Here is a 12,065-nt window from a genome sequence, read left to right as displayed (position 1 = left end):
CGGATTTGCGCCGGGGCCAGGAGCGGGAGGCGCCGTGGGGTTGGGCCCCACAAGGCCTTCCGCGACGCCGCCCCGGCGCAAATGCGCCCCGTCCCGAAGGGATCCGGCGAAATCGGCCCGCTGCCGCGTTGCTCGTCCTCGAATATGCTCGGCATGTCCTTCCTCCTCGCGCCTAACAGCGGTCGATTTCACTCGGACCAGGAGCGCGCCCTGGATGTCAACAGGCCCTAGCAGGCCGATGAAAAAGCCTGGTGCCCTTGATCGCGGTCATCCTTCGACACGCTCAGGATGAGGGTCAGTGCTGGAACCATTTCGCCCTCACCCTGAGCTTGTCGAAGGGTGATGGTCGGCTAGGCACTTCTTGAGCACCGCGCTAGACGGTCAGGCCCTTGGTCATCACCACGGAAAGGCGCTTGGCGAAGCTGCTGGGATCGGGCAGCGGCTCGCCCTCGAGGATGCGGGCCTGGTCTAGCAGCAGGTGCGCGGCCTCTTCGACATCCTCGCCGGCGCCCGAGCCCCCGACCCTTTCAGCCAGGCTGAGGATCAGCGGATGCTTCGGGTTCACCTCGAGGATCCGCTTCGAGGCGCTGTCGAGCTGCTTGTGCTGCTTCAGCATGCGCTCCAGGTGCATGTCCAGGTCCGACTCGTCGGCGACCAGACAGACCGCGCTCTCGGTCAGGCGTTCCGAGCTGCGGACGTCCTTGACCTCGTCCTTGAGGGTCAGGCGGACGAAGGCGATCAGCGCCTCGAGGCCCTTGGCGTCCTCCTCGCCCTCCGCATCGTCGCCTTTCTTCTCGGCGGTCTCCTCCGATGTGCCGATCTTGCCGAGGTCGGCGCCCCCGCGGGTGACCGACTTGAAGGGCTTTTCCGCGTATTGGCCGACTGCGGGGAGCCAGAACTCGTCGACCGGATCGGTCAGCAGGAGAACTTCGACCCCCTTGGCGGCGAAGCCCTCGAGCTGCGGGCTGCGGGCGAGCTGTTCGCGATCGTCGCCCGTGATGTAGTAGATCGCGTCCTGGCCTTCCTTCATGCGGCCGAGGTAGTCGGCCAGGCTGACCAGGCCGTCGGCGCCGGTCGACTGGAAGCGGGCCAGCTCGAACAGGGCCTCGCGCTGGTCGGAGTCCTCGTAGAGCCCCTCCTTCAGGACGGCGCCGAAGGTGTCCCAGAAGCCGGCGTAGTCTTCCGGCGCCTTCTCGGCCTTCTTCTTCAGCTCGCCCAGGACCCGCTTGACCACGCCGGCGCGGATCTTGGTCAGGACCGGGTTGTTCTGCAGCATCTCGCGGCTGACGTTGAGTGGGAGGTCCTCGGAATCGATCACGCCGCGCAGGAAACGCAGGTAGGGCGGCAGCAGGTCCTCGCACTCGTCGGTGATGAAGACCCGCCGGACGTAGAGCTTCACCCGGTGCCGGCGCGAGGGGTCGAAGAGGTCGAAGGGCTTGGTCGAGGGGATGAAGATCAGGCCGCTGTACTCGATGACGCCTTCGGCCTTGAAATGGAGCCGCAGCCAGGGATCGTCGAAGCCGTGGGAGACGTGGTGATAGAACTCCTTGTACTGCTCGTCCGTGACCTCCGACTTGGCCCGGGTCCAGATGGCCGCCGCGCTGTTCAGGCGCGCCGGCTCGGCCCCGTCCTCCGCCTCGGCTTCGCGGAACAGGACCGGAATCGCGATGTGGTCGGAATAGGTCTTGACGATCCGCTCGAGCCGGGCGCGGTCCAGGAACTCCGCCTCGCCGTCGCGCAGCTTGAGGGTGATCCGCGTGCCCCGCGCCGGGGCGTCCGCTTCGTCTCCTGCCTTATCCCCGGGGGCCTCGGCGACTGTGAAGGCGCCCTTGCCGTCCGAGACCCAGCGCCAGGCCTGGCTGTCGCCGGCCTTGCGGCTGACCACCTCGACCTCGTCGGCGACCATGAAGGCGGAATAGAACCCGACGCCGAACTGACCGATCAAGCTGACGTCGCCCTTCTTGTCCTCGAGCTCCTGAACGAAGGCGGCGGTGCCGGAGCGGGCGATGGTGCCGAGGTTGGCGACCAGCTCGTCGCGGTCCATGCCGATGCCGTTGTCCGAGATGGTCAGGGTCCCGCCGGCCTTGTCGGGCGTCAGGGTGATCGCGAAGTCGGGGTCGCCCTCGACGAGCGCCGGTTCGGTGATCGCCGCGTAGCGCAGGCGGTCGCAGGCGTCCGACGCGTTCGATATCAACTCGCGCAGAAATATTTCCTTGTTGGAATAAAGCGAGTTCGCGACGATATCGAGGAGTCGGCTGACCTCGGCTTGGAAGCTGAGTTTCTCTTCAGTCATGGCCTTTGATTGCGCGAATACTTTGTCTGACATGTGCCCCCCTGTCCCCGAGACCTCGCGTCCCGCGGTAACGGAGGACGGGGCACATATGTGCCGGGCCCCGGTATCCTGCAACCCCCGCCCCACCGGGGGTTTCGCCCGCGGCGGCGCGGTGCGGCCATGACCGAGCGGCCGCCGACCGCCGGCAGCGCGAGCCGGGCCATGGTCGAGGCGATCGCCGCCGAGGCTGCCGAGACCGCCGAGTGGACCGGTTTCGACGCCTTCAGCCCGTCAGTCATGGCCGCCATGGCCGAGGTGCCGCGCCATCTCTTTGTCGATCCCGCACAGCGGCCGTTCGCTTATGAGAACCGCCCGCTCCCGATCGGTCACGGCCAGACCATCTCCCAGCCTTACATCGTCGCGCTGATCTGCGAGCTGGCGGCGATCGGGCCGGGCGACAAGGTCCTGGAGGTCGGCACCGGCTGCGGCTACCAGGCCGCCGTGATCGCCGAGCTCGGCGCCGAGGTGGTCACGGTCGAGCGGATCGACGCGCTCGCCGAGGGCGCCGCCGGCCGGCTGGACCGCCTGGGGTACGACAGGATAACTGTGCACTGCGGCGACGGCAGCCTGGGCTGGCCAGCGGACGCGCCCTACGATGCCGTCGTGGTCACCGCCGCCGCGTTCGACGACGTGCCGCCCGCCCTGGTCGCGCAGCTCGCCGTCGGCGGCCGACTGGTGATCCCGGTGGAGCGGCCAGGCGGCTGGAACCGACTGTTCGCGGGGCGACGCGAGCAGGAGCTGCTGCTGCTCGTCAAGAAGGCCGAGGACGAGGTCTCGCGGCGCTCGGTGCTGCCGGTCGCCTTCGTTCCGCTGATCTCCGGCTGAAGCTATCGGGTATCGGCGCGGCGCTTGCAAAATCAGCTTCGGATCTCGATTCTTTCTCTATGAGCCACGCGCGCGACGGCCGGATCACCGCGGTCCTTGGGCCGACCAACACGGGCAAGACCCACCTGGCGATCGAGCGCATGCTCGCCTACCGCAGCGGCATGATCGGTTTTCCGCTGCGCCTCCTGGCGCGCGAGAACTACGACCGCGCGGTCAAGCTGAAGGGCCGTGCCCAGGTCGCCCTGATCACCGGCGAGGAGAAGATCGCGCCGCCGCGCGCCCGTTACTTCTTCTGCACCGTCGAATCCATGCCGCTGGAGCGGCCGGTCGAGTTCCTCGCCATCGACGAGATCCAGCTGGCCGGCGACCGCGAGCGCGGCCACGTGTTCACCGACCGGCTGCTCCATGCGCGCGGCGTCGAGGAGACCATGCTGCTGGGTGCGGACACGGTCCGGGTCCTGCTGCAGACGTTGATCCCGGACCTGGAGATCATCACCAGGCCGCGCTTCTCCGAGCTCAGCTACGCGGGGCCGCGCAAGCTGACCCGGCTGCCGCCGCGCTCCGCCGTGGTCGCGTTCTCGGCCTCCGAGGTTTACGCCCTGGCCGAGCTGATCCGCCGCCAGCGCGGCGGCACCGCCGTCGTGCTGGGCGCACTCAGCCCGCGGACCCGCAACGCGCAGGTCGGCCTCTTCGAGTCCGGCGAGGTCGACCACCTGGTGGCGACCGACGCCATCGGCATGGGCCTCAACCTGCACCTCGACCACGTCGCCTTCAGTCGGCTTCGGAAGTATGACGGGCGGGCGCCGCGCGACCTGACACCCGCCGAGGTCGGCCAGATCGCCGGCCGGGCCGGCCGGCACATGAACGACGGGACCTTCGGCACCACCAGCGAACTCGGCGCCATGGCCCCGGAGCTGGTCGAGGCGGTCGAGAGCCACAGCTTCGACTCGCTGACCCAGCTCTACTGGCGCTCCCGCGACCTGGACTACAGCTCGCCGCCGGCCCTGCTCAAGAGCCTCGACCGGGCACCGCCGATGCGCATCCTAGCCCGCGCGCCCTGGGCCGAGGACCAGCAGGCCCTGGCGGTGCTGAGCCGCGACCCGGAGATCCTGGACCGGGCCGGCAACCCGGAAGCGGTCGCCCGGCTGTGGGACGTCTGCCGGATTCCCGATTTCCGCAAGACCCTGACCGACCAGCACGTCGCGCTGCTGCGCCGGGTCTACCGCCACCTCCTGGACGGCGAGGGCATTCTGCCGGAGGACTGGGTCGCCAGCCAGATCCGCCACCTCGACCAGACCGGGGGCGACATCGACGCGCTGGTCGCGCGCATCGCCCACATCAGGACCTGGACCTACATCGCCCACCGCGGCGACTGGTTCGACGACGCCGCCCACTGGCAGGAGCGCACCCGCGCGATCGAGGACCGCCTGTCCGACGCCCTGCACGAGAGCCTGGCCCAGCGCTTCGTCGACCGGCGCACGGCGGCCCTGGTGCGGCGGCTCAAGGGCGGCGAGCCTCTGGTCGGCGCGATCCGCAAGTCGGGCGAGGTCCTGGTCGAGGGCGAGTTCATCGGGCGTCTCCAGGGCTTTCGCCTGGCGCTCGACGACGAGGCCGAGGGCGCCGACGCCAAGGCCCTGCGCACTGCGGCGCGGCGCGCCCTGGCGAGCCACATCCCGCTTCAGCTGCGCCGCTTGGAAGACGACGCCCCGGAGGCCTTCACCCTGGGCCCGGGCGGGGAGATCTCCTGGCGCGGCGCGCCGGTAGCGCGCCTGGCCAAGGGTGGCGGCCCGCTCTCGCCGCGCGCCGAGCCGCTGCCGAGCGAATGGCTCGACGGGGCCCAGCGGGAGCGCATCGCCAAGCGGCTCGGCCTCTGGCTCGACGGCTACCTGCGCCGCCGACTCGCCGTGCTCTACCGCGCCGTCGAGGTCGACACCGGACCGGCGGTCCGCGGCATCCTGTTCCAGGTGGCCGAGGCGCTCGGCGCCCTGCCGCGCCGCGACCTCGCCGAGGCGCTCCGCAGCCTCGGCCGCGCGGACCGCCAGGCGCTGGCCAAGCTCGGCCTCAGGCTCGGCCACGCGGCGGTGTACTTCCCGACGCTCTTCAGCGCGCGCACGCTGGCGCTGAGGGCGCTCTTGTGGTCGGTCCATCACGGCCGTCCGCTGCCGGACCCGAAGCTGGCCGCCCTGCTGCCGGCCGACCTGGCCGAGGCGGCCGACGAGAGCACGCTTCAGGCGCTCGGCTTCCTCCGCTTCAAGCGGGGCAAGACAGCGGTCGCCCTGCGTATCGACGCCGTCGAGCGCCTGGCCGGCGAGGCCCGGAAGCTTTCGCGCCAGGGAAGTTTCACCGCGACCACGGCGTTGCTGCGTCTCGTCGGCAGTTCCGAGCCGGCACTCGCCTGTGCCCTCCATGCGCTGGGCTATCGCGCCGAGCAGGGCGAGGCGGGGCCGAGCTTCGCGCCGCGCCGGACCGGCAAGGACTCGAAGAAGCCGCGCCGTGCGCGCCGGCGCGCCAAGGCCCGGCCCGCCCGCGGTTCCGAGGACTCGCCCTTCGCCAAGCTGCGCGACCTCAAGGTGACGCCGTGAGCGAGGCCGGGCTGCGCGTCGACAAGTGGCTCTGGTACGCCCGCTTCTTCAAGAGCCGGAGCCTGGCCGCCAAGGTCTGCGGCGGCGGCCAGCTGCGGCTCGGCGGCGCCCCGGTGACCAAGGCCCACGCCCAGATCCGGGTCGGGGATGTGCTGACCTTTCCCCAGGGCCGCCACATCCGCGTGGTAAAGGTTCTGGCGCTGGCCACGCGCCGCGGGCCCGCGCCCGAGGCCCAGGCGCTCTACGAGGACCTCAAGCCGCCGAGCGCGGCGAACCGCCTGCCGCCCGATACCGCGCCGCGCCGCGCCTCGGGAAGCGGCCGCCCGACCAAGAAGGACCGCCGGGCGCTGGACCGCCTGACCGAGACCTGAGGCCGCCCGTCAAGCCTGGCGCCGGCGGAAGACCACGGAGAGGTTGTTGGCCGGCATGTCGATCGTCTCGTCCAGGGCGAGCCCGGCATCGCGCGCAGCCGCGGCGATATCCTCGAGCGCGCGGACGCCCCATTCGGCGTTGCGGCTGCGCAGGCTGCGGTCGAAGTGGGCGTTGCTCTCGGCCGTGTGGCCGCCGTTGCGCTGGAAAGGCCCGTAGAGGTAGAGCGGCCCCTCGGGCGGCAGGATCGCCGCCGCGCCCTCGAGCAGGCCCAGCGTCGCGGACCAGGGCGCGATGTGCACCAGATTGATGCAGACCACGGCGTCGGCCTCGGCGATCGGCCAGGGCAGGCGGGTCGTGTCCAGGTCGAGAGGGGGCCGCAGCGACGCGAGCTCCGCGCCGCGGCTGTGGCTCAGGATGCTCTCGCGCATCTCGGGATCGGGATCGCTCGGCTGCCAGACCAGGGGCCGGAGGTTCTGCGCGAACCAGCGCGCGTGCTCGCCGGTGCCGCTGGCGACCTCGAGCGCCAGGCCCCGCGCCGGCAGGACGCGCATCAGCACGTCCAGGATGGGGACCCGGTTGCGTTGCGTGGCGGGGGCGAAAAGCCGCAGGTCGTCCACCGCCGTCTCCGATCGCTGCTCGTCCGTCATGGTCTCGACGTGGTGTCGCCGGCGCGGCGGCACAAGTCGGGAATCCCCAATCCGGCAAGGGTTGAACGGCCCACTTCCGGCATGATAGGCAAGGCCATGATCAAGGCAATCAAGGCCCTCCTGAGCAATCCCGGGACCCCGCTCCACCACGGGCCCGGCGAGGAACACGACAGCGAGCTCCAGGTCGCGGCGGCGGCGCTTCTGGTCGAAGCCGCTTCGATGGACGACCGCTTCGACGAGGAGGAGCGGGCGCACATCGAAGACCTGCTCAAAGAGCGCTTCGGCCTCAGCCAGGCGGAGACCGAGACCCTGCTGGAGACGGCGCATAGCCGTATCGCGGAGTCGTCCCAGCTGTTCGGCTTCACCCGGGTGGTCAACCAGGGCTTTTCCGCCGACGAGCGCGTCGAGCTGATCGAGATGCTCTGGCAGGTGGTCTATGCCGACGGCGAACTGGACGATTACGAGGCCAACTTGATGCGGCGGCTGGCCGGGCTGGTGCACGTGTCGGACCGCGACAGCGGCGAGGCCCGCAAGCGCGCTTTGTCGCGGCTGGGCCGGTCCGGCTGACCGGACGGCGCGTAGAGAACGAGACCGGCGGCGATGACGCGCCGGCGCAAGGCTGTGAGGAGCTCTAGAGCATGACCTATGTCGTTACCGAGGCCTGCATCAAGTGCAAGTACATGGACTGCGTGGAGGTTTGCCCCGTCGATTGCTTCTACGAGGGCGAGAACATGCTGGTGATCCACCCCGACGAGTGCATCGACTGCGGCGTCTGCGAGCCGGAATGTCCGCCGGAGGCGATCGTCCCGGACACCGACCCCCAGGCCGAGAAGTGGCTGGAGCTGAACCGCGACTACAGCGACTCGTGGCCCAACATCACCCGCAAGGGCGAAGCGCCGGCCGACAGCGACAACTTCCGCGAAGTCTCGGACAAGTTCGACAAGTTCTTCAGTTCCAATCCGGGCAAGGGTGACCAGGGCTGAACCGAGCCCCGTCTCGCGACACGAGCAACGGCGGCGCCTCGCCATACTGCGCGCGGCGCGGCGCCGGCTCTGCCCGCGGGGTTTGAGTTCTGCGGTAAAATATTGTATATATACAGAGCAATAGCGAAGGGTCTTTAAGTACGGCTTTTCATGAGGGTCTGTGAGCTTTGGGGTTAGGAAAAGCCGTCGACCAGAGAACGCTATGACGGGAACAAGGAGGAGCGCCGCTTCGGCGGGTCGCGCTCCTCTTTAACTTTGTTTGGACAGGCGGTAGGCGCCCCGAGCGCCCTGGCTTCTCCGCCGCGAGGTCGGGTCTGGCATAGGATTAACTGCGATCAAGAGAACGGACACATGGCAAAAGCGAAAAACGTCGACTACAGCGCAGGTGATTTCGTGGTTTACCCGACTCACGGGGTCGGCAAGGTCCTGGGGGTCGAGACCCAGGAAATTTCCGGTGTGACCCTCGAGCTGATCATCATCAAGTTCGACAAGGACCGCATGACGCTGCGGGTTCCGGTCGACAAGGCCGAGAATTCGGGCCTGCGCAAGCTGTCGACGCGCAAGGTCATGGACACCGCGCTGACCACCCTGAAGGGACGCAGCCGGGCCAAGCGCACCATGTGGAGCCGTCGCGCCCAGGAGTATGAGGCCAAGATCAACTCCGGCGACCCGGTGTCGATCGCCGAGGTCGTGCGCGACCTGCACCGCGGCGACGACCAGCCGGACCAGTCCTACAGCGAGCGGCAGATGTATCAGGCCGCGCTCGACCGCCTGGCGCGCGAGCTGGCGGCGCTGGAGAAGATCGACGAGCTGGCGGCGGCCCAGAAGCTGGAGGATCTGCTCAAGGCGGCGTGACCGCGGCGGGCTGTCCAGCCCGCCTTCAAGGGGAAAATCGGGGCCATCCAAGACCTTGCAGAGTCTGTGATGGCCTTTTTCCTTGCCTTTGCGGGCTATTCTAGTCCAGGAAGATGGCCATAAGCAGCTAGGCTTAACCCCGGGAGCGGGAAAACAGAAAAGCCTTCGCTCCTCCCATGGGTCTGATCATTGACCAGAACGACCCCGACGGCCCCTTGCTCGCAGCCCCTGCCATTGTGACGACCGACCGGCGCAAGTTCGCCAGACTGCTTGCCGCGCAGCGGGTCTGGGCGATTTCGGCCATACACGGCGAGGCCGAGCGGCTGGACCGGCTGCACCAGTTGCTGGTCCCGCGCCTCGAGCCGGGCGACCGGCTGGTCTATCTCGGCAACATGATCGGCCGCGGCCCGGCGGTTGCCGAGACCATCGCGCAGTTGCTGCGCTTTCGCACCGCCGTGCTCTCGGGTCGGCACAGCTTCTGCTGCGACATCGCCTATCTCCGCGGCGGGCAGGAGGAGATGTGGCAGAAGCTGCTGCAGATCCAGTTCGCGACCGATCCGCGCGCCACCCTGGAGTGGATGATCGAGCAGGGCATCGGGCCGACCCTGGCGACCTACGGCAGCTCGATTGAGGACGCCCGCGAGCACGCCTCCGGCGGCGCAGTCGGCCTGACCCGATGGACCGCCAAGCTGCGCCAGGCGATGTACGACCGGCCCGGCCATCAGCAGTTCTACACCGCGCTGCGCCGGGCGGCCTATACCGACGACGGCAAGCTGCTGTTCGTGCATACCGGCCTCGATCCCGACCGCCCGCTCGAGGCCCAGCTCGACAGCTTCTGGTGGAGCAGCGGCGCGTTCCGGCGCATCACGCGGCCCTACGGCAGCTACCGGCTGATTGTGCGCGGCTTCGACCCGGAGCATCCGGGGCTGACGGTGACGCCGCTGACCGTCACGGTCGACGGCGGCTGCGGCTTCGGCGGCCCCCTGCTGGCGGCCTGCGTGACCCCTGGCGGCGCCGTTGACGAGACGCTCGAGGCGTGAGTCGAGAGCCCGAGCCAAGGCTCGGTTAGCAAAGCTTTCATAGTACATTTATATTAACTACGGGCTGCAGCCGTCTCTCTTGCGCGGGACGGCGCCGCCAGGCGCCGTCCGGCCACCAGTCTCGTTCCGGACCGCAAGACCATGATCCAACAGCCAGAAGATCCCGCCGCCGCCGCGGCGATGCCGTCCACGGCGATGCCGCCGGCGGCCGAGTTCGCGGGCCGGGGCATCGGAACCCGCCTGCTGATGGCCTTCGCCGTCGTCGCCTCGCTGACCGTCATGGCCAGCGCCGTGGCATGGTTCTCCTTCACCGACTTCGAGGCCGGCCTCTCGCGCACCACCGGCAAGAGCATGCCCCAGGTCCGGCTCGCGCTGCGCCTCGCGGCCGAGGGCTCCGCCCTCTCCGCCTCGGCGCCGACCCTGGTCGCCGCTGCCGACGAGGCCACCCGGTCCCAGCAGCTGGCCGCGCTCGACCGGGGCGCCGGGCGCATGAAGGCGACGCTCGCCGAGCTCACCCGGATCAGCGCGAACCGGCAGGACCTGGCCGCGCTCGAGGCTCTGATCGACCGGCTCCTGGAGCGGGTAGCCGCACTGGACGCAGCGGTCGGCGCCCGCCTCGAGGCCGCCGGGCGGCGCGCCGCCGCGGCCTCGACCGCCAACCAGCTGCACAGCGAGGTCCTGGCCGAGCTGGTGCCCATGCTCAACGACGCCGACTACGAGCTGGTGATTGGCAGCGAGGACGCCCAGACCGGCGACACCGCGGCGATCGAGGCGTTGATGGGCGCCGGCCTGGCCCGTCTCCGGCGGCTGATGGAGATCCAGTCGGAGACCAACCTGCTGGCCGGCCAGATGGCCGCCGGGGCGACCGCCCTCGAGGCCGCGCTAATAGCCCCGATGCGCGAGCGCTTCGACGCCTCGCGGCAGCGCCTGGAGGAGTCCTTCGCCAGGCTCTCCGGGGTCGCCGGCCTCGCCGGGCTGCGCGGCAACCTCGACCGCCTGCTTGCCCTGGCCGAGGGCGAGGCCGGGGTCTTCGCGGTTAGGGGCCAGGAGCTCCAGGCGGCCGCCGACGCCGAGCGCATCCTCGAGGACACGAGGACCGCGGCCAACGAGGTCATCGACCTGGCCAGCGGCATGGTCGCCCTGGCCGAACGCGACGTCGTGGCGATCGCCGGCGAGGCCTCGGAGGCGATCGCCTCGGGCCGCAATTGGCTGCTCGCGCTCACCTTCTGCAGCCTGCTGGGCGCGCTGCTGGTCGGTGTGTTCTACGTCAACCGCCGGATCGTGCGCCGGCTCGCCCGCCTCGCCGGGGCCATGAGCGGGATCGCCGCCGGCCGGCTCGATACCGAGATCCCGACCGAGGGCCGGGACGAGATCGCCGCCATGGCGCGGACCCTGGTGCAGTTCCGCGACACCCTCTCCGAGAACCGCGCGGCCGAGGCCCGGGCCCCTGTCGAAGTCCCGCTAGACACCCCGCCGGAACCCCTCGCGGCGCCCGTCGTCGTCGCCAAGGCGGAAGCCTTCGAGGTCGACGCCGGCCGGCTGGTCGAGACCCTGGCCGGCGCCGCCGCCCGGATCGACAGCGCCGCCCGGACGCTCTCCCAGGCGGCCGACCAGAGCGGCCAGCAGGCCGGGGCCGCCGCCGAGGCGACCAGCGGCGCGACCGACAGCGTCGACCGGGCGGCCGAGACCGCCCGGACCCTCTCCCAGTCGATCGGCCGGATCGGCGAGAAGGTGGCCGGCTCGCTAGACATCTCCCGCGCCGCGGTCGAGCAGGCCGAGGCCACCAACGGCGAGGTCGAGGCCCTGGCCACCGCCGCCGACAAGATCGGCGCCATCGTCAAGCTGATCTCCGACATCGCCAAGCAGACCAACCTGCTGGCGCTCAACGCGACCATCGAGGCGGCGCGGGCGGGCGAGGCCGGCAAGGGCTTCGCGGTGGTCGCCTCGGAGGTCAAGAGCCTGGCCAACCAGACCGCGCAGGCGACCCAGGAGATCGGCCAGCAGATCTCGGCCATGCAGGACCGCGTCAAGTCGGCGGTCGGCGCGATCCACACCATCGGCGAGGCGATCACCCGGGTCGACGGCATCGCCGGCGAGATCTCCCAGGCGATCCAGGAGCAGAGCGGCGGCACCGAGGCGATCGCCGACCAGGTGGCCCAGGCCGCGAATGGCGCGGCCATGGTCTCGGCCAACCTGGACGGCGTCACCGAGACCGTCGGCCAGACCGGCGAACAGGCCCGGGAGGTGCTCGACTCGGTCGGCGACCTGACCCGCGAGGCCGAGGCGCTGCGCGGCGAGGTGCAGCGCTTCCTCCACGGCTTGCGCGCCGCCTGAACGGACAGACTTGGCGCTTCTCGAAGGCGAGAGGGGATCTGTGGCTGAGGGCCAAAAACACTTTCTCACCACAGAGACACAGAGAACACAGAGGA

Annotated in this window: 10 protein-coding genes; 8 read left to right on the top strand and 2 right to left on the bottom strand. The window is 69.9% G+C overall.

Annotated elements, in window-relative coordinates; translation table 11 throughout:
• Positions 1-373: 373 nt before the first annotated feature.
• On the bottom strand, positions 374-2,293 hold the full coding sequence (gene htpG / locus QNJ67_17205; protein ID MDJ0610716.1) for a molecular chaperone HtpG: 1,920 nt from the start codon (positions 2,291-2,293) through the stop codon (positions 374-376).
• 159 nt (positions 2,294-2,452) lie between these two features.
• Here htpG and QNJ67_17200 point away from each other — a divergent pair, with 159 nt between their 5' ends.
• The 3 genes from QNJ67_17200 to QNJ67_17190 are packed head-to-tail and all read left to right on the top strand — an operon-like array spanning position 2,453 to position 6,110.
• Positions 2,453-3,157 (top strand): protein-L-isoaspartate(D-aspartate) O-methyltransferase, encoded by a 705-nt coding sequence (locus QNJ67_17200; GenBank protein MDJ0610715.1) that lies wholly within the window; start codon positions 2,453-2,455, stop codon positions 3,155-3,157.
• 59 nt (positions 3,158-3,216) lie between these two features.
• The gene (locus QNJ67_17195) at positions 3,217-5,739 is read left to right on the top strand and encodes a helicase-related protein (GenBank protein ID MDJ0610714.1); all 2,523 of its coding nucleotides are present in this window, start codon (positions 3,217-3,219) and stop codon (positions 5,737-5,739) included.
• Entirely contained in the window at positions 5,736-6,110 is a 375-nt protein-coding gene (locus QNJ67_17190; protein ID MDJ0610713.1) for an RNA-binding S4 domain-containing protein, read from the top strand. Before QNJ67_17195 ends, QNJ67_17190 begins: the two co-directional genes overlap by 4 nt.
• Positions 6,111-6,119: 9 nt before the next feature.
• Here QNJ67_17190 and QNJ67_17185 read toward each other — a convergent pair whose 3' ends face one another.
• Positions 6,120-6,758 carry a DUF938 domain-containing protein gene (locus tag QNJ67_17185; GenBank protein MDJ0610712.1) on the bottom strand — a complete coding sequence of 213 codons (639 nt, stop codon included), beginning with the start codon at positions 6,756-6,758 and terminating at the stop codon, positions 6,120-6,122.
• A gap of 96 nt (positions 6,759-6,854) precedes the next feature.
• Between QNJ67_17185 and QNJ67_17180 the strand changes: the two genes are divergently transcribed.
• The 5 genes from QNJ67_17180 (at position 6,855) to QNJ67_17160 (ending at position 11,970) form a co-directional block, all read left to right on the top strand.
• Complete coding sequence (locus QNJ67_17180) at positions 6,855-7,325, top strand: TerB family tellurite resistance protein (protein ID MDJ0610711.1); 471 nt, start codon at positions 6,855-6,857, stop codon at positions 7,323-7,325.
• Between the two features lie 71 nt (positions 7,326-7,396).
• Positions 7,397-7,741, top strand: a complete 345-nt coding sequence (locus tag QNJ67_17175) for a ferredoxin family protein (GenBank protein MDJ0610710.1) — start codon at positions 7,397-7,399, stop codon at positions 7,739-7,741.
• Positions 7,742-8,092: 351 nt separating this feature from the next.
• Positions 8,093-8,596, top strand: a complete 504-nt coding sequence (locus QNJ67_17170; GenBank protein ID MDJ0610709.1) for a CarD family transcriptional regulator — start codon at positions 8,093-8,095, stop codon at positions 8,594-8,596.
• A 176-nt stretch (positions 8,597-8,772) separates the two neighbouring features.
• Positions 8,773-9,636 carry a hypothetical protein gene (locus tag QNJ67_17165; GenBank protein ID MDJ0610708.1) on the top strand — a complete coding sequence of 288 codons (864 nt, stop codon included), beginning with the start codon at positions 8,773-8,775 and terminating at the stop codon, positions 9,634-9,636.
• A 141-nt stretch (positions 9,637-9,777) separates the two neighbouring features.
• The gene (locus QNJ67_17160) at positions 9,778-11,970 is read left to right on the top strand and encodes a methyl-accepting chemotaxis protein (GenBank protein ID MDJ0610707.1); all 2,193 of its coding nucleotides are present in this window, start codon (positions 9,778-9,780) and stop codon (positions 11,968-11,970) included.
• The last annotated feature ends 95 nt before the right edge of the window (positions 11,971-12,065 follow it).

The sequence above is a fragment of the Kiloniellales bacterium genome (assembly GCA_030064845.1).
Taxonomy (GTDB): Bacteria; Pseudomonadota; Alphaproteobacteria; order Kiloniellales; family JAKSDN01; genus JASJEC01.
Note: the sequence above shows the minus strand (reverse complement) of the source record. Positions and strands in the feature narration are given on the sequence as shown.

Bases quoted from the DNA above. Each gene is read 5' to 3' on its own strand.
- QNJ67_17200 (MDJ0610715.1), top strand. From the start codon at position 2,453: ATGACCGAGCGGCCGCCGACCGCCGGCAGCGCGAGCCGGGCCATGGTC.
- QNJ67_17160 (MDJ0610707.1), top strand. From the start codon at position 9,778: ATGATCCAACAGCCAGAAGATCCCGCCGCCGCCGCGGCGATGCCGTCC.
- QNJ67_17195 (MDJ0610714.1), top strand. From the start codon at position 3,217: ATGAGCCACGCGCGCGACGGCCGGATCACCGCGGTCCTTGGGCCGACC.
- QNJ67_17165 (MDJ0610708.1), top strand. From the start codon at position 8,773: ATGGGTCTGATCATTGACCAGAACGACCCCGACGGCCCCTTGCTCGCA.
- QNJ67_17185 (MDJ0610712.1), bottom strand. From the start codon at position 6,758: ATGACGGACGAGCAGCGATCGGAGACGGCGGTGGACGACCTGCGGCTT.
- QNJ67_17180 (MDJ0610711.1), top strand. From the start codon at position 6,855: ATGATCAAGGCAATCAAGGCCCTCCTGAGCAATCCCGGGACCCCGCTC.
- QNJ67_17175 (MDJ0610710.1), top strand. From the start codon at position 7,397: ATGACCTATGTCGTTACCGAGGCCTGCATCAAGTGCAAGTACATGGAC.
- QNJ67_17170 (MDJ0610709.1), top strand. From the start codon at position 8,093: ATGGCAAAAGCGAAAAACGTCGACTACAGCGCAGGTGATTTCGTGGTT.
- htpG (MDJ0610716.1), bottom strand. From the start codon at position 2,293: ATGACTGAAGAGAAACTCAGCTTCCAAGCCGAGGTCAGCCGACTCCTC.